Genomic DNA, 24025 nt, shown 5'->3' with positions numbered 1-24025 from the left:
ACCCCCTTGTGTTTCCCAACCCTGCATTACATAGTGGGTTTTGCGTGTTAAATAGACGTAACTCTACGGTAGCCGAGGCCGAACCGGCCCAACCGGCGTCTTTCGGGGAGCCCCGAGTGGATCGCACCGCCCGCGTCACCGACCGCCCGGCACAGCGCTCGATCGCATACGATCCCGGCACTGAGGCGCAGTCACCGCACCTCAGGGCCGAGCGGGTGCTGGCGGACAACTGGACCGGAACGTCGACCGTGCCTTCGCGCGGGCTGTATCCGCACCAGTGGTCCTGGGACTCGGGGTTCATCGCGATCGGGCTGCGGCACGTGTCGCCGTTACGGGCGCAGACGGAGCTGGAGACGCTGCTGGCCGCGCAGTGGGGCGACGGGCGGATCCCGCACATCGTCTTCAACCCCTCCGTGCCGCTGGACGCGTACTTCCCGAGCCCCGACTTCTGGCGCTCCTCGACCGCGGGGCGCGCTGCGGGCGCCCCGCGCACCGTACAGACCTCCGGCATCGTGCAGCCACCGGTGCACGCGCTGGCGGCGTGGCTGGTGCACTGCGCCGATCCGGGGCTGTCGCGGGCGCGCGGCTTTCTCGCCGGGGTGTACCCGCGGCTGGCGGCCTGGCACCGCTACCTGCTGCACCAGCGCGACCTGGGCGGCGCGGGGCTCGCCTCGGTGGTGCACCCCTGGGAGCAGGGCATGGACAACAGCCCCTGCTGGGACGCCCCGCTCGCCCGCGTCACCCCGGCCCCGGCCCGCTCCTTCCGCCGCGCCGACCTCGCCCACGGCGCACCCGAGGACCGGCCGACGGACCTGGACTACGGGCGGTATGTGCGGCTGGCGACGGACTACCGGGAGCGGGGGTACCGGGATGGGCCGGGTGGGGGACGGGGCGCCGGAGTGAGCGACTTCGCCGTGGAGGACCCGGCGTTCAACGCGCTGCTGATCGCCTCGGAGCACGCGCTGGCCCGGATCGCGAGGGAACTGGGCGCAACGGGCACGGCCCGGCACGCGCGGGCGGAGCGGCTGACGGGGGTGCTGATCGAGCGGTTGTGGGATGCGGGGGCGGGGATGTTCTTCTGCCGGGACGTGGGGGGTGGGCGAGGCGAGAGCGGCGTTCTCGATGGGGAGCGGCGCCCCGCGAGCAGCGCTCCTGGGGTGCAGCGTGGCTCCGCGAGCAGCGCTCCTGATGTGGAGCGACGCTCCGCCAGCAGCGCCCCTGATGAGGAGCGACGCACCGCGAGCAGCGCTCGCACCGCAGAGCACCGCTCCCCGCAAAGCATCGCTCGCGCCAGTGAGCACCGCCCCGAAAGCACCGCTCACCCCGCAGAGCACCGCCCACCAAGCAGTGCTCACGCCACAGCCCCAGGCGGCCTCCGGAGCACCGCTCACCCAACAGAGCACCGCTCACCGGCCGCGCCCCTCATCCCCGAACGCAGCGTCTCCGGCCTCGTCCCGCTCCTCCTCCCCACCCTCCCCCGCGACATCGCCGCCGCCCTCGTGCGCACGCTTGACGGGCCGCACTTCGGGGCTCGTCTCGTGCCCAGTTACGACCTGCTCGGTGAGGCCTTCGACCCGCACCGGTACTGGCGTGGGCCCGCGTGGTTCAACACGGGCTGGCTGGTGGAGCGAGGGCTCAGGGTGCACGGCGCGTGCGAGCGGGCCGACGCCCTGCGCGACGCGATGATCGACACCGCCGACGCCTCCGGGTTCGCGGAGTACGTGGACCCGCACACCGGCGAGGCCTGCGGGGCGACCGGCTTCAGCTGGACCGCCGCGCTCACGCTCGACCTACTTCAAGCCAAGGGCGCCAACGGAGCCAAGGGAGGGGACCGGGGATGACGGACCGGCATCATCTGCTCGTGCACGGCGGGACGTTCGCCGCCGTCGGCGACGGCGGGGACATCAGCGGCGTACGGGGCGGCAGCTCACCGGACGGCCTGTTCGTCCGCGACGCCCGGCATCTGAGCCGCTGGCAGCTCACCGTCGACGGGGCCGTGCCCGAGGCGCTGAGTCCCGTGGCCGACGGGGACACCGCCCGCTGTGTCCTCGTCCCGCGCGGCGGTCGGCAGGAGCCGTCGGCGTACGCGATCTTCCGGGAACAGGCCGCCGGGGACAGCTCGTTCGTGGAGCTGCTGCGCGTCACCAGCAACCGCCCGGTGCCGGTCACGGTGCGCCTCGCGCTCACCGTCGACGCCGACTTCGCCGACCAGTTCGAGCTGCGCTCCGACCACCGTACGTACGCCAAGACCGGCGCCGTCCGCTCCCGCCGGGTCGTCGAGGACGGCGTGGAGTTCACCTACCGGCGCGGCGAGTGGCGATCCCGTACGACGGTGACCGCCGACCCCGCCCCGGACGCCGTGGAGGAGACCGGCACGGGCGCCCGCCGCCTCGTATGGACCCTCGATCTCGCACCACACGCGACGGCCGAACTGACCCTTCGTGTCATCGCCCGCCCGCACGGCGAGAAGCGCGCGCTGCGCGTGCCCCGCTCCCCCGGCGCCGTCAACGAGCAACTCCTCGCGTTGGAGGGCAGTTTCGTCGAGGGCGTCGCCTTCCCGACCGGCTGGCCGGAGCTGGCGGCGGCCTGCGCGCGGGGCCTCGCCGACCTCGCCGCGCTCCAGGTCCCGGCCACCGGCCCGGACGGCGAGGAGCTGCGCGTCCCGGCCGCCGGAGCCCCCTGGTTCCTGACCCTGCTGGGCCGCGACGCCCTCCTGACCTCCCTCTTCGCCCTCCCCTACCGCCCGCAGCTGGCCGCCGCCACCCTCCCCGCCCTCGCCGCCACGCAGGCGACCGGGACGGACGCCGGTTCGGTCGCCCAGCCCGGCAAGATCGTGCACGAGGTGCGGCACGGCGAACTGGCGCACTTCGGGCAGGTGCCGTACGGGCGTTACTACGGCTCGGTGGACGCCACCCCGCTGTTCCTGGTGCTGCTCGGGTCGTACGTCGAACAGACCGGCGACACCGGCCTGGCCCGCCGCCTGGAGCCGCACGCGCGCGCGGCCGTCGGCTGGATGCTGGACCACGGCGGGCTGACCTCGCGCGGCTATCTCGTCTACCGCGCCGACCGGGGCGGCCTCGCCAACCAGAACTGGAAGGACTCCCCCGGCGCCATCTGCTCCGCCGACGGCACCCGCCCGACCGGCCCGGTGATGGCGGCGGGCGCGCAGGGCTACGCGTACGACGCGCTGCGCCGCACGGCGTGGCTGGCCCGCACGGCGTGGGACGACGAGACGTACGCGGCGCTGCTGGAGCAGGCGGCCGGTGACCTGCGCGACCGTTTCCAGCGGGACTTCTGGATGCCGGACCGGTCCTTCCCCGCCCTCGCCCTGGACGGCGACGGCCGCCAGGTGGACGCGCTGGCCTCGGACGCCGGGCATCTGCTGTGGTCCGGGCTGCTCGACAAGGAGTACGGCGAGGCCGTCGGCCGGCGGCTCCTCGAACCCGACTTCTTCTCCGGCTGGGGCGTGCGCACGCTGGCGGCCGGGCAGGCGGCGTACCACCCGCTGTCGTACCACCGCGGCTCGGTCTGGCCACACGACAACGCGCTGATCACCCTCGGCCTGGCGCGCTACGGCCTGCACGACGAGGCCCGAGCGGTCGCCCACGCGCTGGTCGACGCGGCGACCGCGACCGGGCACCGGCTGCCGGAGGTCCTCGCCGGGTACGGCCGGGACACACACGCCGAGCCGGTGCCGTATCCGCACGCGTGCGTACGGGAGTCACGGTCGGCGGCGGCGCCGCTGGCGCTGCTGACGGCGGTCGGGGGCGCGTGAGTTTCCGTCGCGGGTGAACGGAGTGGGGCGGCGGGCCGTACGAGAGGGCGGCGGACCCGTTCCCCCACGCCGGGTCCGCCGCCGCACAGCGTTTTCGTACGGAGGGACCTGCGGGTGGCTGTCTTCACGCGTCAACCACGGCACACGACCGATGACGCACCGGACGGCACCGAGCCCCCGCCCCCCGCAGGCCCCCTCACCCGCCGGCGCACCGCCCACCCCGCCACCATCCGCGTCCTGAGCCGCACCGCCACCGGCCTCTCCGCGGCCCTGGTCCTCATCGCGCTGCTCCTGCCCAACACCCTGCAGACCATGACGGCGGGCACGTTCCTGCGCATCCCGGTGGAGGCGATCATCGGGGCCGCCGTGCTGCTGGTGCTGCCGCGCCGTGCCCGGCTGGTGGCCGCCGTCGTCGCCGGGCTCGGGCTCGCCGCGTTGACCGCGCTGAACCTGCTCGACATGGGCTTCAACGAATACCTCGGCCGGGGCTTCAACCTCGTCCTCGACTGGGGTCTGCTCGACGACGCCCAGGCGTACACGAAGGACACGATGGGCGCCGCCGGAGCCATCGCGCTCGCGATCGGCGCCGTCGCGCTGGTCGTCCTCCTCGGCGCTGTGATGACGCTGGCGACGGTCCGGATGAGCAACCTGCTCGTCCGGCACCGCACGGTCGCCGTCCGCTCGACGCTCGCCGCGGCCGTCGTATGGACGCTGACGTCCGCGCTGGGCCTGCAGTTGGCCGGGCTGCCGATCGCGGCCGGCAACGCGGCGGCGCTGACTCAGAGCCGAGTGCTCCGGGTGCAGGCGACGCTGCGGGACGAGGCGGCGTTCGCACGGGAGGCGAGGGCGGACGTCTTCGCCGACACACCCGGCGAGCAGCTCGTACCGGATCTGCGCGGCAAGGACGTCATCTTCACCTTCATCGAGTCCTACGGCCGCAAGGCGATCGAGGATCCACTGATCTCCCCCGGCGTCCGGCGGACCCTCGACACCGGCACCGAGGCCCTCACCGAGGCGGGTTTCGCCGCGAAGAGCGGCTGGCTGACCTCCGCGACGTTCGGCGGCAGCAGCTGGCTCGGCCACTCCACGTTCCTGTCCGGGCTGTGGGTCGACAGCCAGCAGCGCTACGCGACCGTCACCTCCGGGGACCATCTCACCCTCACCAAGGCGTTCCAGAAGACCGGCGACTGGCGGACCGTCGGGATCATGCCGGGTGTGCAGAAGGGCTGGCCGGAGGCGAAGTTCTACGGGCTGGACCACGTGTACGACGCCTTCGAACTCGGCTACAAGGGACCGAAGTTCAGCTGGTCGACGATGCCGGACCAGTACACGCTGGAGGCGTTCCAGCGGCTGGAGCACGGCAAGCGGCGCGACAAGCCGCTGATGGCGGAGGTCATCCTGACGTCCAGTCACCAGCCGTGGTCGCCGCTGCCGAAGATGGTCGACTGGGAGGACCTCGGCGACGGCTCGCTCTTCGGCCCCATCGAGAAGGCGGGCACCGATCCGGCGGACATCATCGCCGACGGCACCCGGTCGAAGGAGGAGTACGGCAGGTCCATCGAGTACTCCGTGACCAGCCTCACCCAGTGGCTCGAGCGGTACGGCACCGAGGACACCGTCCTTGTCTTCCTCGGCGACCACCAGCCCATCGTCCGGGTCAGCGGCTATGACGCGGGCCGGGACGTGCCGGTGTCGATCGTCGCGAAGGACCCGAAGGTGCTGGACAGGATCGCGGGCTGGGGCTGGTCGGACGGGCTGCGGCCCGCGCAGGACGCGCCGGTGTGGAAGATGAGCGACTTCCGGGACCGCTTCCTGACGGCGTACGGCTCGATCCCGTCGGGGAAGGTTCCGTCGGGGAAGGTCCCGTCGGGGAAGAAGGACTGATCAGCCGCCGGAGGTGTCCAGCTCGGCGTCCTCGCCGATCCCCGCGCAGTCGTACGGGTCCTTCAGCCAGCCGTCCGGCAGGACGACGCGGTTGTTGCCGGACGTACGGCCGCGAGGGCCGTCGGCACCGGCGGGCCAGGGCTGGTCGAGGTCCAACTCGTCCAGCCCGGCGCGCAGTTCGTCGAGCGAGGAGGTGATGGCGAGCCGCTTGCGCATCTCCGAGCCGACCGCGAAGCCCTTCAGATACCAGGCGACGTGCTTGCGGAAGTCGATGACGCCGCGCGACTCGTCGCCGATCCACTCACCGAGCAGGGTGGCGTGCCGCACCATGACGTCGGCGACCTCGCGGAGCGTGGGCCGCGCGATGTCCTGAGGACGCCCCTCGAAGGCGGCCACCAGATCGGCGAACAGCCACGGCCGCCCGAGGCACCCCCGCCCGACCACGACCCCGTCGCAGCCGGTCTGCTCCACCATCCGCACCGCGTCCTCGGCCGACCAGATGTCGCCGTTGCCGAGCACGGGGATCTGAGGCACATGCTCCTTCAGCCGGGCGATGGCGTCCCAGTCGGCGGTGCCGCCGTAGTGCTGGGCGGCGGTACGGCCGTGCAGGGCGATGGCGGTGACGCCCTCCTCGACGGCGATCCGGCCGGCGTCGAGGTAGGTGATGTGGTCGTCGTCGATGCCCTTGCGCATCTTCATGGTGACGGGCAGGTCACCGGCCCCGGAGACCGCTTCCCGGAGGATGGCGCGGAGCAGGTTGCGCTTGTACGGCAGCGCGGAGCCGCCGCCCTTGCGGGTCACCTTCGGCACCGGGCAGCCGAAGTTCAGGTCGATGTGGTCGGCCAGGTCCTCCTCCGCGATCATGCGGACGGCCTTGCCGACGGTCGCCGGGTCCACGCCGTACAGCTGGATCGAGCGCGGCTTCTCGGTCGCGTCGAAGTGGACCAGCTGCATGGTCTTCTCGTTGCGCTCGACCAGCGCCCGGGTCGTGATCATCTCGCTCACGAACAGGCCCTTGCCGCCGCTGAACTCCCGGCACAGGGTGCGGAAGGGCGCGTTGGTGATCCCGGCCATGGGGGCCAGGACGACGGGCGGCTGGACGGTGTGCGGACCGATCTGCAGGGGCGTGGACATTCCTCCATTGTGCCGTGCGCAGGCAGTGGGACGGTAAAATTGATTAGTTAGGCACACTATCGAAATCGACGTACGATGGACCACATGCCGGAGCTCAGCCCTCGCCGACGCCTGCTGGTCCTCGCGATCTGCTGCGTGAGTCTGCTGATCGTGGGCCTCGGTGGGGGCCACCGCGCGTGGGTTGTTGTTGCTGGTCAGCAGCAGCGGCCGGACCGGGGCCTTGTGCGTCGGAGCCGCGGACGCACATCACGCGGCCCTCACGCCTCCAGCAACACCCACTGACCATGCCGGCAGGGGCCCAAGCTTCACCGAGTGGCCGCCCCGACGTGGGACGCAGGGGCGGCCACCCTCCCGCTACCAGCGCGGTCGGCGTCGCTGCCGGGAGCGGTGGTCAGTGGCGTACGGCACCTGCTCGGACTGGTGCGGGGCCCGCCGGCAGAGTTCCTTGTGCAGGTGAACGATCGCACCTGGCCCGGTGGCGCCGACGTTGTGGGCCGTCTCGTACGGCTCGCCAGGTTTGATCGGCTGATTGCAGCGTCCGCGGTACATCAGCCCCGCTCCTCTCGCCAGCGCTGCCGCCACGCCTGGTACAGGTCCTCGGCCGTGTCACACGGCCGGTGGACGGGTGTGTCGCCGTGCCAGTCGGGCTTGCCGCAGGGGGAGGTGATGCAGTGGTCGGCGAGCGCGAGGTACGCGACTTGCGCCGGGGTGAGTTCGGTGGCCGGAGGGGCGGTGTTGGTCACGGCCGTCCTTCCAGGGCGAGGCGGCGCAGGGCGCGGCGGGTGTCGCATTGGGTGGGGTCGTCGACGCACTGCTCGCACGTGCCCGAGTGATGGTCGTGGACCTGTTGGGCGGCGGCACGCACGCAAGCCGGGCAGGCGCGCGGGAACCACGGGTAGTGCCCGTCGAGGCGCTTCATGCGGCGCGGGCCGAGGTCGACGGCAACACCCATCGCGAGAGGGATGCCGTCCCAGACGCAGGCGGTGCCTCGCACCTGCTGCTCGGTGAGGCTGTCGGGGCGCGGTAGTGGGAGCAGGGCGAGCACGCTGCTTGCGCCCTGTGGGCGCCCCGGGGGTGGGGCAGTAACGTTCGTCATGTCGACGCTCCTCTACAGCGTTGGCCACGCCCCGGGGCCCTGCCAGGCCGCCGAGGTTCACACGATTCGGCCAGGATCCTGTGACGCGTAGTGGCGACTCGATCCCCCACCGGTAATCTCACCGTGGGATGACTTTCCATCCCGTACGCGATACCGGGGGCCGCGCGGTGGGAACTGCACTGGAGCCGATCCAACTGCCCGACTGGGCATGGGAACGCGCCGAAGTACGCCAAGCCCTCAGAGCCCGCGACATAGGCGCCGTGTTCCGACACGCGCAGCAGTACGCCGGCGCCAGCCAGACCCGCATCGCCACGGCGACCGGCATGACACAGGCCCGCGTCTCCGAGATCATCAGCGGGCGGCGCGAGGTATCCCGGCTGGACGTGTACGAGCGGATCGCCGACGGACTCCACATGCCCGACGACGCCCGCCACCTCCTCGGCCTGGCCGCCGGTCGCGAACGCCGCACGGCGGGGTCGCATTCGACCTGGCGGCGTTCCCCGAAGTCGTCCGCGTGTACGCCGCGCAGAACTCCGCAGCCGAGGAGATCCAGCAGCAGGCCCGCGAAGCCACTGAGTTGGACGTGCTCGCCGTGCGCGGCCTCGGGCTGATCGGCCTCAACGATTCGCTGCTGCGCGCCTGCCTGCCGCGCGAACAGGGCGGGATGGGTCTCCGCGTCCGGGTCGCTCTCCTCGACCCCGACAGCGACGCCCTGACGCGCCGCGCGGCGGAGATCGGGGAGTCCGCCGAGTCCCTCGCGTCGGGGGTGCGGCTCGCTGAGGCGCGTCTGCGGGAACTCGCGGACGCGGGCGATGTCGGCGTGTGGCGGTACCGGATGCTCCCGACGTGGCGGCTCATCCGCACCGACGGGACCATGTTCGTCGGCGCGTTCGATGCCGGGTGGGAAGGCCACGAGTCGGCCCTGTACAAGGTCATGGAGACGCCACACGGCCCGCTGTACAGGGGGTTTCGGCGGATGTTCGACGCAGTCATCGACGGCGCGCAGCGCACAGTCTGACGAGAGGGGAAGTGCTGGTGATCGAGGCGGAGTTGAAGGCCCAGGTGCACGCGCCCGAGCAGGTGATGCGGCAGTTGGAGGAGCGCGCCGAGGCCCGCGTCGAGGTGTACCGGGACACGTACTACGACCGGCCGGACGGGTCGCTGGAGAAGGCGGGCGAGGAACTGCGGGTGCGCACCGTGCATGGCGCGGACGGCACACGCACGGTGCTCACGTGGAAGGGCGCGGCGGTCGACGAGGACTCGGGGTCGAAGCCCGAGCACGAGACCCGGGTCGAGGACGCCGACCAGGCGCACGCCATCCTGCGGGGGCTGGGGCATGTGGAGCTGATCGCGTTCGAGAAGCGATGCCGCAACTACGACTTCACCGCTCGCGGTCGGCGCATGCTCGCCACGCTCGTACGGGTGCCGGAGATCGATGGCACGTTCCTGGAGGTCGAGACGCTCGTCGACGAGGACCAGGTGTCCGCGGCCCTGGACGACATCCGCGCGGTGCTCGCCGAACTGGGCATCGGGGCGGAGGACCTGACACGGGAGACGTACACGGGCGCGGTGGCGGCCCAGCGGGGGGCCTGACCGGTGCAGCAGCGCCCGGCCCTCCGGGTGAGGTGCCGGGCGCTTGGTTGGGCGTCTATCGGGTCCGTCGCCTGGGCGGCCAGCTCGTCGGTGCGTAGCGGCCGAACGGCGGTGGTGCCGAGGAAGTAGGTGCCGCCCTCGTCGCCGGTGTACTCGCGCCGCTCCCAGGCCTCCGTGCCGCCCTCCACGACCGCGTACCCGAGGTCGGCAAGGGCGTCGTACCGGGAGAGCTGTGCGACCTCCTCGCGGCGCAGGCCGGGGGTGCGGCGTCGGCGGCCGCGATGGGGCAGGCCGACCTGCTCGGGGGCGATCCGCTCGCGGCGGCTGCGCAGGAATGTGGCGAGTTCGTGCCGTCGGATGTCGGCTTCCCGGGGTCGTACCGCTGCCGGTTCTCTGCCTGTCGTACTCCGCGTCGTGCTCTCCGAGGTGCCCACCGCCCGGGCCTGGCGTCGGCAGCGGCGTGATGATCACCACCCAGCCGTCCTCACTGGCGTTGGGCGTGGCCACCCTCGGCACCCTGTTCCTCTCCCTGGTCCCGGCGCTGGGCATGCGGAACGCCCGTGTCACCACGCTTCTCGTGCAGCTCGCCGGGACCGCCGTCACCGGTCTGCTGAGCCTGCGCCTGCCGCGCGCGGTCGGGTGAGCCGGGCGACGCGAGGGCACAGCTTGGCCAACTCGGTGTGAAGAGATCCCTGTTGATGTTGATCCTGCTGCACACTCCTTGCTGCACCACCGCACGAACGGATCGCCGGACCGGACGCTGGAGGCGTCATGGCGCAGATCGACACGAGCAAGGTCAGCCGGTGGGACCAGCACGGACGCGAGCACGTGGTCCGCGTCCAGCGCACCGGTGTGCAGCGCACGATCCGGTGCGACACGTGCGGCTGGCGGCGGGGTGCGCAGTTCCTGCCCTGGCTGAAGGCGGAGGAGCACCTCGCGGAGGCGCATCAGGCGACGGTGGACCCGGGCGCCTAGCCAGGACCTGTCGGCGTCAGGCCCGCAGCCCCCGCACCACCAGCTCCACCAACGCCGCGAAGTCCGCCTCCGCCTCCGGCTGTGCCCACTCGGGTGCGTAACAGGGGTCGTGGAAGCGCCCCGTGGCATGGAACACCGCTCGGGCCGTGGTCTCCGGGTCGCCGGACGCGAAGGTGCCCGCCGCCACCCCCGCCTCGACGATCCGGGTCAACTGGGCGATGAGATCGGCTATGTGGTCCGGGACCGCCTCACTGCTCTCGCCGGTCAGCACCATGTACGTCGCGAACAGCTCCGGATCGTCGCCCGCCTTGCGGCGCTTGGCGTCGAACAGCCCCCGCAGCCAGTCCCGCAGCCGCGCCTCGGGGTCACGGTCCGCGGCGACGATCCCGGCCAGCGCCTCGGACGTACGGTCCAGCCACCGCTTCGTGACCGCCTCCCGCAGGGCCGCCTTGGTGCGGAAGTGCCGGTAGACGCTGCCGTGGCTGACGCCGAGCGCGCGGGCCACGTCGACCACGGTGGCCTTGGCCGGGCCGTGGCGGCGCAGCACCTCCTCGGTCGTTTCGAGGATGCGCTCGGCGGTCAGGGTTTCGCTGGTCGGGGACATGAGGTGACCGTACCTCGTGCCCGGATCAGCGTTCGCTGTCGAGGTGCGCCATCTGCTGCGTCGGGTAACGGTCGCCCGCCGCCGCGTCCGCCGGGACGGCCTCCTCGATCGCCCGCAGGTCGGCCGCGTCCAGCGTGACGTCCAGCGCGCCCAGCGCCTCCGTCAGCCGGTCCCGGCGGCGGGCGCCGACCAGCGGCACGATGTCGTTGTTGTGCTGCGAGCCCCGCGTGAGCACCCAGGCGATGGCGATCTGCGCGACGCTCACGCCCTTCTGCTCGGCGATCTTCCGCAGCGCCTCCACCAGGTTCAGGTTGTGCTGGAGGTTCTCCCCCTGGAAGCGGGGGGACAGCGCCCGGAAGTCGTTCGCGGCGAGCTTCCGGTCGGCGGTGAAGTGGCCGGAGATCAGCCCGCGCGAGAGCACGCCGTACGCCGTGACGCCGATGCCCAGTTCGCGGGTGGTCGGCAGGATCTCGGCCTCGATGCCGCGCGAGATCAGCGAGTACTCGATCTGCAGGTCCGCGATCGGGGCGGTGGCGGCGGCCCGGCGGATCGTCTCGGCGCCGACCTCGCTGAGGCCGATGTGCCGGACGTGCCCCTTCTCGACCAGTTCCGCGATCGCGCCGACCGTCTCCTCGATCGGCACGTCCGGGTCGAGGCGGGCGATCCGGTAGACGTCGATGTGGTCGACGCCGAGGCGCTGGAGCGAGTAGGCGGCGAAGTTCTTCACGGCGGCCGGGCGGCCGTCGTAGCCCGTCCAGCCGCCGTCCGGGTCGCGCAGGGCGCCGAACTTCACGCTGAGCAGCGCCTGTTCCCGCCGGGCGGCGGGCGCGGCGCGCAGGGCCTCGCCGATCAGCAGCTCGTTGTGGCCCATGCCGTAGAAGTCGCCGGTGTCGAGCAGGGTGACACCGGCCTCCAGGGCGGCGTGGACGGTGGCGATGGATTCGGCCCGGTCCGCCTCGCCGTACAGGGCGGACATGCCCATGCAGCCGAGGCCGAGGGCGGAGACCTGGGGGCCGGTGGTTCCGAGAGTGCGCGTTTGCATCGTCATGTCCCCCACCTTGCCCTAACAGCTGACAGATTTCAATATCTGTCAGCTGTTATCTGTCACTGCTGTCTGTCACTGTTATCTGTCACCTGTCATTCGTCAGCCCCTGTGCGGGCCCGCTCAGCGCGCCGTGAACGCCAGCTTCGCCCCCAGCGCCACGAACGATCCCGCGAACGTCCGGCGCAGCCAGGTCATCACGCGCGGCCGGGACACGACATGGCTGCGCACGGACGCCGCAAGCAGCCCGAAGGCGACGAACACGACGAAGGTCACCAGCATGAACACACCGCCCAGCGCCAGCATCCGGGGCACCGCGTGCGGCTCGGCGGGGCTCACGAACTGGGGCAGGAACGCCAGGAAGAAGATCGTCACCTTGGGGTTGAGCAGGTTGATCAGCACGGCCCGCACGATCACCCGCCCCGAGGTGGCGGGCGGGGCGCCCTCCCGGCCGACGTCGATCGTGCCCTTCTCCCGCACCGTCGCCCAGGCCATGTAGAGGAGGTAGGCGACACCGGCGTACTTGAGGACCTGGAAGGCGGTGGCGCTTGCGTGCAGCAGCGCGGCGACGCCGGTGACGGTGGCCAGCACGTGCGGCACGATCGCCAGCGTGCACCCGAAGGCGGCGGCGACACTCGCCCGCCGCCCACGGGAGAGCCCGGCGGCGAGGGTGTAGACGAGGCCGGTGCCGGGGGTGACGACGACGATGAGGGTGGTCAGCAGAAACGCGAGGTTCATGGGGCCACCCTGGTAGCGCGACGGCCCCCGATACAGGTCCACAGAGGAGCCTGTATCGGGGGCCAGTCGGCCTTGAGTCGCGGAGCGCCCTAGCAGCCCAGCAGACGCGAGGCCAGGTACCCCTCGATCTGGTCCAGCGACACGCGTTCCTGCTTCATCGAGTCCCGCTCGCGCACGGTCACCGCGTTGTCCTCCAGCGTGTCGAAGTCGACCGTCACGCAGTACGGCGTACCGATCTCGTCCTGGCGCCGGTAACGGCGGCCGATGGCGCCCGCGTCGTCGAACTCGATGTTCCAGTTCTGGCGCAGCGTCTGGGCGAGGCCCTTGGCCTTCGGGGACAGCTCCGGGTTACGGGACAGTGGGAGCACCGCGACCTTCACGGGAGCCAGGCGGTGGTCCAGGCGCAGCACCGTGCGCTTCTCCATCTTGCCCTTGGCGTTGGGCGCCTCGTCCTCGACGTAGGCGTCGAGCAGGAAGGCGAGCATCGCCCGGCCGACACCGGCCGCGGGCTCGATGACGTACGGCGTCCAGCGCTCCTGGGCCTCCTGGTCGTAGTAGGAGAGGTCCTGGCCGGAGGCCTTGGAGTGGGCGCCGAGGTCGTAGTCGGTGCGGTTGGCGACGCCCTCCAGCTCGCCCCACTCGCTGCCGCCGAACTGGAAGCGGTACTCGATGTCGGCGGTGCGCTTGGAGTAGTGGGAGAGCTTCTCCTTGGGGTGCTCGTACCAGCGCATGTTCTCCTCACGGAGACCCAGGCCGGTGTACCAGTTCCAGCGCTGCTCCATCCAGTACTCGTGCCACTTCTCGTCCTCGCCCGGCTTGACGAAGAACTCCATCTCCATCTGCTCGAACTCACGGGTGCGGAAGATGAAGTTGCCCGGCGTGATCTCGTTGCGGAACGACTTGCCCATCTGGGCGATGCCGAACGGCGGCTTGCGGCGCGAGGTGGTCTGCACCTGGGCGAAGTTGGTGAAGATGCCCTGCGCGGTCTCGGGCCGCAGATAGGCGATGGAGCCGGAGTCCTGCGTCGGGCCGAGGTGCGTCGACAGCAGGCCGGAGAACTGCTTGGGCTCGGTGAACTGGCCCTTGGTGCCGCAGTTCGGGCAGTTGATGTCGGCGAGGCCGTTCTCGGGGGCACGGCCCTTCTTCTCCTCGTACGCCTCCTCCAGGTGGTCCGCGCGGAACCGCTTGTGGCAGGAGGTGCACTCGGTGAGCGGGTCGGTGAAGGTGGCGACGTGACCGGAGGCGACCCAGACCTCGGGGGCCAGGATGACGGACGAGTCGATACCGACGACGTCCTCGCGCGACGTCACCATGTAGCGCCACCACTGGCGCTTGAGGTTCTCCTTGAGCTCGACACCCAGGGGGCCGTAGTCCCAGGCGGCACGCTGACCGCCGTAGATCTCACTGCAGGGGAAAACGAAGCCACGGCGCTTGCTCAGGCTGACGATGGTGTCGATCTTGTCGGCGGCCACGGTGCTCTCTTCATTACGACGACGGGCGACGAAGCGAGATGCTTCCAGCGAATGCTTCAGGTTACCGGCGCGGACTCCCCCTGAACCAAATCGGGCTCCCCCCTGAAGCAAACCGGACCTTTGTTGACAACGGTTTCCAGATTTGTTGAAAATGACTCTCATGAACATACGACGACGCCTGATACCCACGGCAGCGCTGGCCGCCCTCAGCCTCACTGCCGTCTCCGCCTGCTCCAGCGACAGCACGAGCACGGGCAACGCGAGCAACGCGGGCAGCGGGGGCACGGCGGGCACCGCGGAGAGCACGGACAAGTTCGACGTCGTCGCCTCGTTCTACCCGATGCAGTTCCTCGCCGAGCAGATCGGCGGGGACCATGTGAACGTCACCAGCCTGACCCAGCCCGGTCAGGAACCGCACGACCTGGAGCTCAGCACCAAGCAGACCGCCGAGCTCGGCGAGGCGGACGCGATCCTCTACCTCAAGACCCTCCAGCCCGCCGTCGACGAGGCGGTCGCCCAGACCGACGTCAAGACGAAGATCGACGCGGCCACGCTCACCAAGCTGGAGGACCACGGCGACGTCGAGCACGAGCACGCCGGCGAGGAGGAGCACGCCGGCGAGGAGGAGCACGCGGAGTCCGGGGAGGAGGAGCACGCCCTCGACCCGCACGTCTGGCTCGACCCGGTCAAGTACGCCGAGGTCGCGAGCGGCGTCGGCGCGGCCTTCGAGAAGGCCGACCCGGACCACGCGGCCGACTACAGGAAGAACACCGAGGACCTGGTCAAGAAGCTGGACGCGCTCAACACCGCGTACACGGAGGGCCTGCAGAACACCACGACCAAGGTCTTCTTCACCAACCACGCGGCCTTCGGCTACCTGGCCGAGCGCTACGGCCTGACCCAGGAGGCCATCTCCGGCCTCGACCCGGAGAGCGAGCCCAGCCCCGCCCGGATCAAGGAACTCCAGGACGAGGCCAAGGCCGACGGCGTCACCACCGTCTTCTACGAGACACTGGTGAGCGACAAGACCGCGAAGACCCTCGCCAAGGACGCGGGCCTGAAGACGGACGTCCTCGACCCGCTGGAGGGCATCACCGACAAGTCCAAGGGCGACGACTACTTCCAGGTCATGGAGTCCAACCTCAAGGCGCTGCGGACGGCCCTCGGCGCCAAGTGATCGTTACGGAGGCCCCTGTGAGCGAGCCCGTCATATCGATGCGTGGCGTACGCGCCGAGCTGGGCTCGCGGCCCGTCCTGCACGGCATCGACCTCACCGTGCGGCGCGGTGAGGTCGTCGCGCTGCTGGGCGCGAACGGCTCCGGCAAGTCGACAGCGGTGCGCGGCATCATCGGCCAGGTGCCGGTGAGCGCCGGGGAGATCGAGCTGTTCGGCACCCCGCGGCGCCGGTTCCGCGACTGGGCGCGCGTCGGGTACGTCCCGCAGCGCACGACGGCCGCGGGCGGGGTGCCCGCCACGGTGACCGAGGTCGTCTCCGCGGGGCGCCTGTCCCGCACCCGCTTCGGGGTCTTCCGCAAGGCGGACCACGAGGCCGTACGCCGGGCCCTGGAGCTGGTCGGCATGGCGGACCGGGCCAAGGACTCCGTCAACGCTCTCTCCGGCGGCCAGCACCAGCGGGTGCTGATCGCCCGCGCCCTCGCCTCCGAACCCGAGCTGCTGATCATGGACGAGCCGATGGCGGGCGTCGACCTGCACAGCCAGGAGGTGCTGGCGCGGACGCTGCGGGACCAGGTCGCGGCCGGTACGACGGTCCTGGTGGTCATGCACGAACTCGGCCCCCTGGAGCCCCTCATCGAACGGGCGGTCGTCCTGCGCGACGGCTGCGTCCTGCACGACGGCCCGCCCCCGAAGGCGGTCGGCCAGCACGCCCTGCCCGGCCACGACCACGTACACCCGCACGCGGCGCACGGCGCCGAACCGATCCGCACGGGACTGCTCAGCTGATGGACATCCTCGACTACGCCTTCATGCAGCGGGCCCTGCTCGCCGCGGTCCTGGTCGGCATCACCGCTCCCGCGATCGGCATCTACCTCGTACAGCGCCGCCAGGCCCTGATGGGCGACGGCATCGGCCATGTCGCCATGACCGGCGTCGGCCTGGGCTTTCTGCTCTCCTGGTCGCCGGTGTGGATGGCGACCCTGGTCTCCATCATCGGCGCGGTGCTCATGGAGCTGATCCGCTGGTTCGGCAAGACCCGCGGCGACATCGCCCTCGCCATGCTCTTCTACGGCGGTATGGCCGGCGGCGTGATGTTCATCAACCTCGCGCCGACCGGTTCCAACGCGAACCTCACGTCGTACCTCTTCGGCTCCCTGTCGACGGTGAGCGAGTCGGACGTCACCGCGATCTGCGTCCTCGCCGCGTTCGTGGTCGTGGTCACCCTCGGGCTGCGCCGGCAGCTGTTCGCGGTCAGCCAGGACGAGGAGTTCGCGCGGGTGACGGGGCTTCCGGTGCGGGCGCTGAACCTGCTGACGGCGATCACCGCGGCGGTGACGGTCACCGTGGCGATGCGGGTGGTCGGCCTGCTGCTGGTGTCGGCGCTGATGGTGGTGCCGGTGGCCGCCGCCCAGCAGCTCACCCGCAGCTTCGCGGCGACCTTCGCGATCGCGGTCGCGATCGGCGTGTCCGTGACCCTCGGCGGCACGGTCACCTCGTACTACCAGGACGTTCCGCCCGGCGCGACCATCGTGCTGCTGACCATCGGCGCGTTCGTCGTGCTGACCGCGCTGGCGGCTCCGCTGGCCCGGCGGCGCGCGCGGGCGCTGGCTGCCACGCACCCCTCCGGGGACCCGGCGGAGTATGCGATTCCGGCCACGCGGGCAGCCGGGGACGAGGTCGGCGTCTGACTGCGCACAGTCCGGGCTGGCACAATGGCCCGGCAGACGCAGAGGCAAGGAGGCAACCGGTGACCACCGCTGGACCGCCCGTGAAGGGCCGCGCCACCCGGCAGCGTGCCGCCGTGGCGGCAGCCCTGGACGAGGTCGACGAGTTCCGCAGCGCGCAGGAACTGCACGACATGCTCAAGCACAAGGGCGACGCCGTCGGGCTCACCACGGTCTACCGCACCCTGCAGTCCCTCGCCGAGGCCGGCGAGGTCGACGTGCTGCGCACCTCCGACGGCGAGTCCGTCTACCGCCGCTGCTCCACCGGCGAACACCACCACCACCTGGTCTGCCGCACCTGCGGCAAGGCCGTCGAGGTGGAGGGCCCCGCGGTGGAGACGTGGGCGGAGACCATCGCCGCCGAGCACGGCTACGTCAACGTGGCGCACACGGTGGAGATCTTCGGCACCTGCGCGGACTGCGCGGCGGCGGCCGAGCGGGGCTGAACCGGCTCTCTCAGACCCGGGGCAGGTGCCCGGCCAGCAGGGTCCGCAGGCGCTGCATGTCCTCCTCGGTGCGCAGACCGCGTTTGGGCACGACGTCCAGGATCAGGATGTTCGGGTCGCGGCCGAGCAGCACCAGGTGATCACGAGTCTCGCGATGACCGCGGAACAGCGACCAGCGCTGCGTCAGCGTGGTGTGCTCGGTCTCGACCGTGATCCCGGCATCGGACACCGTGGCCCGATACTCGCCCTGCCACGAGACGGTCCGGAACACATGGTTGGCCTGAATGCGGGGCGTGCCCCAGATCAGGACCGCGGTCAGCAGCGAAAGCGCGACCCCCGGCGCCGCATCCGCCCCACCGAAGGCGAGGAACACGCCGAACGCAGCGAACAGCACCGCGACCGCCCACCGCACCGGCGCCAGCCGCCGAATGCGGTCACGGACCTGTATGCCTCGGAGAATGTCCGCCCGTGTCGGCCGGAAGGCCAGCTCGACGGTGTCGGTGCCACTGTCCTGAATGATGTCCCGCCCCTGGTGAACCATGGGCGGGACTCTATCGACCGGCGGCCGGGCTCAGCCGCGCGGCTGCTTGCCCTCCATGGCCAGCAGCTCCTCGTTCGGGATCGCCCCGCCGAAACGCCGGTCCCGCGACGCGAACTCCACGCACGCCCGCCACAGGTCGCGGCGGTCGAAATCCGGCCACAGCACGTCCTGGAAGACCATCTCGGCGTAGGCGCTCTGCCAGAGCAGGTAGTTGGAGGTGCGCTGCTCGCCGCTGGGGCGCAGGAACAGGTCGACGTCCGGCATGTCGGGGTAGTAGAGGTACTTCGCGAAGGTCTTCTCGGTGACCTTGGACGGGTCCAGCCGTCCGGCCCGCACGTCCTCGGCCAGCGCCTGCGCCGCGTCGGCGATCTCGGCGCGGCCGCCGTAGTTCATGCAGAAGTAGAGCGTGAGGCGGTCGTTGTCCTTCGTCTGCTCCTGGGCGACCTGGAGTTCCTTGGCGACCGACTTCCACAGCTTGGGCATCCGGCCCACCCAGCGGACCCGGACGCCGAGTTCGTCGAGCTGGTCGCGGGTCTTGCGGATGAAGTCGCGGTTGAAGTTCATCAGGAAGCGCACCTCCTCCGGCGACCGCTTCCAGTTCTCGGTGGAGAAGGCGTACAGCGAGATCGCGCCGACGCCCATCTCGATCGCGCCCTGGAGCACGTCCAGCACCCGCTCGGCGCCCACCTTGTGCCCCTCGGTGCGCGGCAGCCCGCGCTCCTTGGCCCAGCGTCCGTTGCCGTCCATGACGATCGCCACGTGGCCGGGGATCAGCTCGCCGGGCAGCTTCGGCGCGCGGGCACCGGACGGGTGCGGCTCCGGCGTCTTGTACTCGCGCCGCTGGCGCCCCAGGAACCCGCGTACGGCCATGTGCTTCTCGTCTCCTCAGCTCTTACTTTTCCACGTACCGAAGGGAGCGCAGCCCGCGCTCCAGATGCCAGTGCAGATACGCCGACACCAGCCCGCTGCCCTCCCGCACATACCGCGGCTCGCACGCGTCCGCGGTCTCCCAGTCTCCCGTGAGCAGCGCCCCGAGGAGTTCCAGGGTCTGCGGTGAGGGTACGACGCTCCCGGGCACCCGGCAGTCCGCGCAGACCGAGCCGCCGGACGCCACCGAGAAGAACCGGTTCGGCCCGGGCAGCCCGCACTTCACGCAGTCGCTGAAGCTGGGGGCGTAGCCGTTGACGGCGAGGGAGCGCAGCAGGAAGGCGTCGAGGACGAGGTGCGGGGCGTGCTCGCCGCGGGCGAGCGTGCGCAGGGCGCCGACCAGCAGCAGGTACTGCTGCACGGCCGGCTCGCCCTCGTGGTCGGTGAACCGTTCCGCCGTCTCCAGCATGGCCGTTCCGGCGGTGTACCGCGCGTAGTCGGTCACGATGCCGCCGCCGTACGGCGCGATGGTCTCGCTCTGCGTGCAGAGCGGCAGCCCGCGCCCCACCAGCTCACTGCCCCGCGCGAAGAACTGCACGTCGACATGCGAGAAGGGTTCGAGACGCGCCCCGAACTTCGACTTCGTCCGCCGCACCCCCCGAGCCACCGCCCGCACCCGCCCGTGCCCCCGTGTGAGCAGCGTGATGATCCGGTCCGCCTCACCCAGCTTCTGGGTGCGCAGCACGATGCCGTCGTCCCGGAACAGACTCATCGCGCACCGCCGTGGCACTGCCGGGAGTGCGGGGGGTGCGGGGGCCGTCCCCCGCAGTGCCGCAGCATGACCCGGTCCGCCCCACCCAGCTTCTGGGTGCGCAGCGCGATGCCGTCGTCGCGGAACAGGCTCATGCGGCCATTCTCTCCTACGCGGGCGGCCCCTCCTTCAGGGAACCTCTCCCCGGCTGCGGGCGTTGGCGTACGCCGTCGCCGCGCTCAGCCGCTCCGCCGCGGTGGCGTTGCGCAGGGCCTCCGGGTCGCAGTCCCACTCCTTCCCGCCGCCGACGGCTCTCAGCTGCACGTACGGCCCCTCGTGCCCCATGACGATCCCCACCTTCCCGCTGCGGGTGTCCACGACGTACGAGCCGATCGGCGGCTTCGGCGGCTTCTTCGACTTCATCGGCTTCCGGCCTTTTCCAGTGCGGCGTGCAATTGCATCACGATGTGGTTCCCCGACCGCACCGGGTTTCACTCTTCGCGACTCCCCGGCCACGCGCTGCCTCTACACTCGGCAGAAGCATGGCGCCCCGCGGCAACTGCTGTGCGGGTCACAGGGGTTACCGTGGCTGTACCCGTGGGGGTAAACCCCCGTGGGTATGACACCTACCAAGCCTCCGCAGCGCACCTCACGCAACGCCGCGTTCGTCGCCGCGTGCGCGCTCCTCCTCGGGCTCACCACACCCCTGAACGAGCGGGATGTGGAGACCCCGCTGAGCGGCGCGCCGAAGATGCGCGAGGCACTCGGCCGGCGGGCCGTGATGGTCACCGTGAACTCCACCGGCCACGACGCCTACCTCGCCAACGGCAACGCCTGCGGTGACGCCACGGTCTCCCGCTTCCTGGCGACCGGCGAGCGTCCGGGCCGGGACAGGTACTGCGCATGGAAACCGGCTGAAGTTCAGCGCTCGGCGAGGGGTGTTGGGGCCTCCTGGACCACCCAGCCGTTGCCGTCGGGGTCCTGGAAGAAGAGGAAGGAGTTCCACCGCTCCTCGCCCCGGCCCCGCCCCCAGCCGGACGCGTCCACGTGCAGGACCGGGGTGACCTCGACCCCGCGTCCCACGAGTTCCGCCCGGGCCGCCTCGATGTCCGTGACACAGAGCTGCAGGCCCTGGAGCGACCCGGGGAGCATCCGGGACCGGCCCGGCGAGTCCGGCATGCCGGACTCCAGCACGATGGAGCAGCGGGAGCCGGGCGGGGTGAGCTGCACGAAGCGGCCGGTGTCGCCGAAGAACGAGGCGTCGATATCGGCGTGGAAGCCGCACTGGTCCTGGTAGAAGGCCTTGGCCCGGTCCAGGTCGGCGACCGGAACGGCGATCACCTCGAGGGTCCAATCCATACGCGCACCTCCTCGGCCATGGTCCCCCCACGGCACGGGCCGCGCCCGTCGGCCGTACCGGGGGCCAGCGGGTGGAACGCCTGCTTCGGCGGTGCCAGTCGGAGCCGGGGGTCGTCGGGCCGGTCCTTGAGGGCCTTGGTGATGGTGCAGGAGGCCGGGTCGAGGTCATGGCGGGGGCCGGGTGGTGCGGGCGTCCGGCGTGACGACCCCACCACATCGCCCTTGATCTCCGGCGGCTCCTTCCTGGCCGGGGCGGCGGCCGTCGGCGCCTGGCGCGGGCGGCATCGTCCCCCGATGGTCCACGGCGGCGCGACGAAGGTTGCGCCTCGGTGGTCACTCGGCCGCTGCAGGCCGACCTCGACGCCCGGCGAACCGGCGCACATACGCCCGCTGCCACGGCGTCTCCACCGCCCGCCGGTCGTAGCGCGCCCGGACGTACGCCACGGCCTCCTCGGGCGGTACGCCGTCCAGGACCGCCAGGCAGGCCAGCGCCGTCCCCGTCCGCCCGCGACCGCCCCCGCACGCGATCTCGACGCGCTCGTCGGCGGCCCGCTCCCAGGCCTCCGTCAGGGTCGCCCGGGCATCGGCCCGGTCCCTGGGGAGACGGAAGTCTGGCCAGCGGATCCAGCCGGACTCCCACGGGAAGGCCTGGGGCGGCTTGCCGAGGAGATAGACGCCGTACGACGGGGCGGGCGCCGCCGGGTCGAGGGGACGCCGCAGGCCCCGGCCACGGACCAGGCGGCCCGAAGGCAGCCGGAGAACGCCTGGCGTCTGCTCGTCCCACCCGCCGGCCGTCGTCACGGGGCTATTCGAACCTGTTCGCCGCGCCCGGGCAACCGGTTCCGGCCGACCGGTGGGCCCCGGTCAGCCCCATGACGGCGCGATGACGGTGAACGGTGAGCCCGGGGGCACGAGGCCGTCGACCAGCGGGGTGAGCGGGGCGCGGCCGACGTACGCGCCGTGGCCGTGTCCGGTCTCCACGACGTCGAGCGCCTGGAGCGCCTTGAGGGCCTCGCGGGCGCTGCGCCAACTCCCGTCATTTCCCGCCGTCATGGGTGCGCCCCGCGACGGTTACGCCATTCGCGCGCGATCTCTTGACCGCCCCCACGGCCGCTCCTATCGTCGCGCTCACCGCAGGACGTAGGACGTCGTATCTCCTCATCATCCGACTTGCCCCCCTCGTCACCGCCTCCCCACCCCACCTTCGGAGGACCCGTGCGCGACGTGACCCACGACGTGCCGGCGCCGCGCCGCCGGTCGTTCCTGAAGTACTCCGGTGCGCTGGGCGCGGCGGGTGCCGTCCCGGCGTCGCTGGCGGCCTGTTCGGCGGGCCCCGAGTCCACGAACGACCTCGGCGACGGGGGCTCGGGCGCCAACCGGACGCTGACGGCGGTCATCGGCTACGGGAACGACGGGACCTGGGATCCGACGCAGACGGCGTCGGCGTTCTGCATGGCTGCCAACAACCACATCTACGAGGGGCTGCTCGACACCGACCCGATCTCCCGGGAGCCGTATCCCGCGCTGGCGACCAGGGTGCCCCCGGACCTGACCGCCACGTCGTGGACGTTCACCCTGCGCCCGGGCGCCACGTTCCACGACGGCAGGCCGGTCACCGCCGACGACGTGGTCTTCGTCTTCGACCGGATCCTCGACCCGGGCACCCAGACCCTGGCCAAGGGCTTCTTCGAGCCCTGGCTGGAGGACGTGCGGAAGATCGACGAGCGGAACGTCGAGCTGGTGCTGAAGTTCCCCTTCCCGGAAGGGGTCTCCCGGCTCACCCTGGCGAAGATCATGCCGAGGCACGTGTTCTCCCGGCCCGGCGCCTGGAACGACGCGATCAGGGGGCTGGCGGTGGGTTCGGGGCCGTACCGGCAGACCGCGCACCACCCGAAGTCCAACACCACCTTCGAGGCGTTCGCCGGTTACAACGGCCCGCGCCCGCCCGCCTTCCGGAAGATGAACTGGCTGACGATCGTCGACGCCGCCCCGCGCGTCGCCAAGATCTCCGGCGGCAGCGCGGGCGCGCAGATCGCGGACAACATCCCGTACGCCAACATCGGCCACCTGGAGAGCAGCGGGCTGACGGTGGCGGGCGGGGCCGGGATGAACAACCTGTTCCTGATGTTCAACACCCGGCACAAGCCGTTCGACGACGTGCGGGTGAGGCAGGCGCTGCACTACGCCATCGACCGCGAGAAGATCGTGGAGGTCGCCCTCAAGGGGCACGGCAAGCCGTCGTCGTCGTTCCTCGACGAGGCCAATCCGGCGTACCGGCGGGCGAAGACGGTCTACGACCACGATCCCGGCAGGGCGAGGGCGCTGCTGAGGGAGGCCGGGGTCAGCGGGCTGCGGATCGACATCCTCGCCGTGAACGTCAGCTGGATCGTGGACTGCCTGCCGACCATCAAGTCGTCCTGGGACGCGATCGGGGTGCGCACGACCCTGTCGCCGCAGGAGACCACGGCCGTGTTCACCAAGATGGACCAGAAGCAGGACTACCAGGTGGTGGCCGCGGCCTCGAACCCCAACCAGTTCGGCCTCGACGCCGACCTGATCATGCGTTACAACTACGGCCCCGAGAACCTCTGGATGCGGTACGCCCGCTGGGCCGACGACCCGGTGGCCCAGCAGCTCTTCAAGGACATGGACCGGGCCACCCGGGAGACGGACCCGGACCGCAAGAAGACGATGATCCAGGACTACATCGACGTCGTCGCCGAGCAGGCCGTGCTCTACCCGGTCGTGCACAACGAGCTGATGACGGCGTGGGACCCGAGGGATCTCGCCGGGATAAGGGCCCAGCCGTACCCCGGGATCAACGTCCTCCAAGCCAGGTGGGCCTAGC

General features: G+C 71.2%; 27 protein-coding genes and 5 pseudogenes. 15 read left to right on the top strand and 17 right to left on the bottom strand.

Features of this window, described 5'->3' with window-relative positions:
• Positions 1-116 precede the first annotated feature (116 nt).
• The 3 genes from KWI83_RS38780 (at position 117) to KWI83_RS19330 (ending at position 5659) form a co-directional block, all read left to right on the top strand.
• Positions 117-1841, top strand: a complete 1725-nt coding sequence (locus KWI83_RS38780; protein ID WP_308122110.1) for a hypothetical protein — start codon at positions 117-119, stop codon at positions 1839-1841.
• Positions 1838-3775: a glycogen debranching N-terminal domain-containing protein gene (locus KWI83_RS19335; RefSeq protein ID WP_218515606.1), complete on the top strand. Its 1938-nt coding sequence runs from the start codon at positions 1838-1840 to the stop codon at positions 3773-3775. Before KWI83_RS38780 ends, KWI83_RS19335 begins: the two co-directional genes overlap by 4 nt.
• 108 nt (positions 3776-3883) lie before the next feature.
• The gene (locus tag KWI83_RS19330) at positions 3884-5659 is read left to right on the top strand and encodes a CDP-alcohol phosphatidyltransferase (RefSeq protein WP_256362527.1); all 1776 of its coding nucleotides are present in this window, start codon (positions 3884-3886) and stop codon (positions 5657-5659) included.
• Here the strand turns inward: KWI83_RS19330 and dusB are convergent, their stop codons facing one another.
• Positions 5660-6793, bottom strand: a complete 1134-nt coding sequence (gene dusB, locus KWI83_RS19325; RefSeq protein WP_218515604.1) for a tRNA dihydrouridine synthase DusB — start codon at positions 6791-6793, stop codon at positions 5660-5662.
• Between the two features lie 84 nt (positions 6794-6877).
• Between dusB and KWI83_RS38775 the strand changes: the two are divergent.
• Positions 6878-6952 (top strand): annotated as a pseudogene (locus tag KWI83_RS38775) (MFS transporter); the annotation flags it as partial.
• Positions 6953-7147: 195 nt separating this feature from the next.
• Here KWI83_RS38775 and KWI83_RS19320 read toward each other — a convergent pair.
• Genes KWI83_RS19320 through KWI83_RS19310 form a run of 3 tightly spaced genes read right to left on the bottom strand, consistent with a single transcriptional unit; the run spans position 7148 to position 7889 of the window.
• Complete coding sequence (locus KWI83_RS19320; protein WP_218515603.1) at positions 7148-7342, bottom strand: hypothetical protein; 195 nt, start codon at positions 7340-7342, stop codon at positions 7148-7150.
• Positions 7342-7536, bottom strand: a complete 195-nt coding sequence (locus KWI83_RS19315; RefSeq protein WP_218515602.1) for a hypothetical protein — start codon at positions 7534-7536, stop codon at positions 7342-7344. Before KWI83_RS19315 ends, KWI83_RS19320 begins: the two co-directional genes overlap by 1 nt.
• Complete coding sequence (locus KWI83_RS19310) at positions 7533-7889, bottom strand: hypothetical protein (protein ID WP_218515601.1); 357 nt, start codon at positions 7887-7889, stop codon at positions 7533-7535. Before KWI83_RS19310 ends, KWI83_RS19315 begins: the two co-directional genes overlap by 4 nt.
• A gap of 167 nt (positions 7890-8056) precedes the next feature.
• Between KWI83_RS19310 and KWI83_RS38770 the strand changes: the two genes are divergently transcribed.
• From KWI83_RS38770 to cyaB, 3 genes are read left to right on the top strand one after another with little or no spacing between them, the layout of a single operon-like run.
• Positions 8057-8500: a helix-turn-helix transcriptional regulator gene (locus KWI83_RS38770; protein ID WP_308122109.1), complete on the top strand. Its 444-nt coding sequence runs from the start codon at positions 8057-8059 to the stop codon at positions 8498-8500.
• Positions 8404-8907 carry a hypothetical protein gene (locus KWI83_RS38765; protein ID WP_256362500.1) on the top strand — a complete coding sequence of 168 codons (504 nt, stop codon included), beginning with the start codon at positions 8404-8406 and terminating at the stop codon, positions 8905-8907. Before KWI83_RS38770 ends, KWI83_RS38765 begins: the two co-directional genes overlap by 97 nt.
• Positions 8908-8924: 17 nt before the next feature.
• A complete protein-coding gene (gene cyaB, locus KWI83_RS19300) occupies positions 8925-9482 on the top strand; it encodes a class IV adenylate cyclase (protein WP_218515668.1) in 558 nt (185 codons plus the stop codon).
• A gap of 224 nt (positions 9483-9706) precedes the next feature.
• On the opposite strand, the pseudogene KWI83_RS40335 reads toward cyaB, so the two are convergent.
• Positions 9707-9916: pseudogene (locus KWI83_RS40335) on the bottom strand (XRE family transcriptional regulator); the annotation flags it as partial.
• Between KWI83_RS40335 and KWI83_RS19295 the strand changes: the two are divergent.
• Both KWI83_RS19295 and KWI83_RS19290 read left to right on the top strand, forming a co-directional pair.
• Positions 9867-10125 (top strand): annotated as a pseudogene (locus KWI83_RS19295) (MFS transporter); the annotation flags it as partial. The pseudogenes KWI83_RS40335 and KWI83_RS19295 overlap by 50 nt on opposite strands.
• 128 nt (positions 10126-10253) lie before the next feature.
• Positions 10254-10457, top strand: a complete 204-nt coding sequence (locus tag KWI83_RS19290; RefSeq protein WP_218515600.1) for a hypothetical protein — start codon at positions 10254-10256, stop codon at positions 10455-10457.
• Between the two features lie 16 nt (positions 10458-10473).
• Here KWI83_RS19290 and KWI83_RS19285 read toward each other — a convergent pair whose 3' ends face one another.
• The 4 genes from KWI83_RS19285 to KWI83_RS19270 all read right to left on the bottom strand — a co-directional run bounded on the left by KWI83_RS19285 (position 10474) and on the right by KWI83_RS19270 (position 14313).
• Positions 10474-11061, bottom strand: coding sequence for a TetR family transcriptional regulator (locus KWI83_RS19285; protein WP_218515599.1), 588 nt, complete (start codon positions 11059-11061; stop codon positions 10474-10476).
• Between the two features lie 25 nt (positions 11062-11086).
• On the bottom strand, positions 11087-12109 hold the full coding sequence (locus KWI83_RS19280) for an aldo/keto reductase (protein ID WP_218515598.1): 1023 nt from the start codon (positions 12107-12109) through the stop codon (positions 11087-11089).
• Between the two features lie 117 nt (positions 12110-12226).
• Entirely contained in the window at positions 12227-12841 is a 615-nt protein-coding gene (locus tag KWI83_RS19275) for a LysE family translocator (protein WP_218515597.1), read from the bottom strand.
• An 89-nt stretch (positions 12842-12930) separates the two neighbouring features.
• Positions 12931-14313, bottom strand: a complete 1383-nt coding sequence (locus KWI83_RS19270; RefSeq protein WP_218515596.1) for a glycine--tRNA ligase — start codon at positions 14311-14313, stop codon at positions 12931-12933.
• Positions 14314-14473: 160 nt separating this feature from the next.
• Between KWI83_RS19270 and KWI83_RS19265 the strand changes: the two genes are divergently transcribed.
• Genes KWI83_RS19265 through KWI83_RS19250 form a run of 4 tightly spaced genes read left to right on the top strand, consistent with a single transcriptional unit; the run spans position 14474 to position 17659 of the window.
• Entirely contained in the window at positions 14474-15490 is a 1017-nt protein-coding gene (locus KWI83_RS19265; protein ID WP_218515595.1) for a zinc ABC transporter substrate-binding protein, read from the top strand.
• Positions 15491-15528: 38 nt separating this feature from the next.
• Positions 15529-16275 carry a metal ABC transporter ATP-binding protein gene (locus KWI83_RS19260; RefSeq protein ID WP_218515667.1) on the top strand — a complete coding sequence of 249 codons (747 nt, stop codon included), beginning with the start codon at positions 15529-15531 and terminating at the stop codon, positions 16273-16275.
• On the top strand, positions 16275-17177 hold the full coding sequence (locus KWI83_RS19255) for a metal ABC transporter permease (protein WP_218515594.1): 903 nt from the start codon (positions 16275-16277) through the stop codon (positions 17175-17177). Before KWI83_RS19260 ends, KWI83_RS19255 begins: the two co-directional genes overlap by 1 nt.
• A 59-nt stretch (positions 17178-17236) precedes the next feature.
• Complete coding sequence (locus tag KWI83_RS19250) at positions 17237-17659, top strand: Fur family transcriptional regulator (protein WP_218515593.1); 423 nt, start codon at positions 17237-17239, stop codon at positions 17657-17659.
• A gap of 10 nt (positions 17660-17669) precedes the next feature.
• Here KWI83_RS19250 and KWI83_RS19245 read toward each other — a convergent pair whose 3' ends face one another.
• The 5 genes from KWI83_RS19245 to KWI83_RS19225 all read right to left on the bottom strand — a co-directional run bounded on the left by KWI83_RS19245 (position 17670) and on the right by KWI83_RS19225 (position 20241).
• Positions 17670-18053 carry a YcxB family protein gene (locus KWI83_RS19245; protein WP_308122108.1) on the bottom strand — a complete coding sequence of 128 codons (384 nt, stop codon included), beginning with the start codon at positions 18051-18053 and terminating at the stop codon, positions 17670-17672.
• A gap of 177 nt (positions 18054-18230) precedes the next feature.
• Positions 18231-19070: an isoprenyl transferase gene (locus tag KWI83_RS19240; protein ID WP_218515591.1), complete on the bottom strand. Its 840-nt coding sequence runs from the start codon at positions 19068-19070 to the stop codon at positions 18231-18233.
• Positions 19071-19092: 22 nt separating this feature from the next.
• The gene (recO, locus tag KWI83_RS19235) at positions 19093-19839 is read right to left on the bottom strand and encodes a DNA repair protein RecO (protein ID WP_218515590.1); all 747 of its coding nucleotides are present in this window, start codon (positions 19837-19839) and stop codon (positions 19093-19095) included.
• Positions 19836-19973: a hypothetical protein gene (locus tag KWI83_RS19230; protein WP_218515589.1), complete on the bottom strand. Its 138-nt coding sequence runs from the start codon at positions 19971-19973 to the stop codon at positions 19836-19838. The genes recO and KWI83_RS19230 overlap by 4 nt, the downstream gene beginning before the upstream one ends.
• 34 nt (positions 19974-20007) lie before the next feature.
• On the bottom strand, positions 20008-20241 hold the full coding sequence (locus KWI83_RS19225) for a hypothetical protein (protein ID WP_141310573.1): 234 nt from the start codon (positions 20239-20241) through the stop codon (positions 20008-20010).
• Between the two features lie 199 nt (positions 20242-20440).
• On the opposite strand from KWI83_RS19225, the pseudogene KWI83_RS19220 reads away from it, so the two are divergent.
• Positions 20441-20719: pseudogene (locus tag KWI83_RS19220) on the top strand (alpha/beta hydrolase); the annotation flags it as partial.
• A gap of 20 nt (positions 20720-20739) precedes the next feature.
• Here KWI83_RS19220 and KWI83_RS19215 read toward each other — a convergent pair.
• From KWI83_RS19215 to KWI83_RS19205, 3 genes and pseudogenes are all read right to left on the bottom strand, one after another.
• Entirely contained in the window at positions 20740-21177 is a 438-nt protein-coding gene (locus tag KWI83_RS19215) for a VOC family protein (protein WP_218515588.1), read from the bottom strand.
• Between the two features lie 333 nt (positions 21178-21510).
• Positions 21511-21978: a protein phosphatase gene (locus KWI83_RS19210; protein WP_218515587.1), complete on the bottom strand. Its 468-nt coding sequence runs from the start codon at positions 21976-21978 to the stop codon at positions 21511-21513.
• Between the two features lie 111 nt (positions 21979-22089).
• Positions 22090-22209 (bottom strand): annotated as a pseudogene (locus KWI83_RS19205) (GntR family transcriptional regulator); the annotation flags it as partial.
• 183 nt (positions 22210-22392) lie between these two features.
• Between KWI83_RS19205 and KWI83_RS19200 the strand changes: the two are divergent.
• Positions 22393-24024, top strand: coding sequence for an ABC transporter substrate-binding protein (locus KWI83_RS19200; RefSeq protein ID WP_218515586.1), 1632 nt, complete (start codon positions 22393-22395; stop codon positions 24022-24024).
• The last annotated feature ends 1 nt before the right edge of the window (position 24025 follow it).

Origin of the sequence: Streptomyces sp. TRM70350 (assembly GCF_019219825.1) — a bacterium.
Lineage (GTDB): Bacteria > Actinomycetota > Actinomycetes > Streptomycetales > Streptomycetaceae > Streptomyces.
Note: the sequence above shows the minus strand (reverse complement) of the source record. Positions and strands in the feature narration are given on the sequence as shown.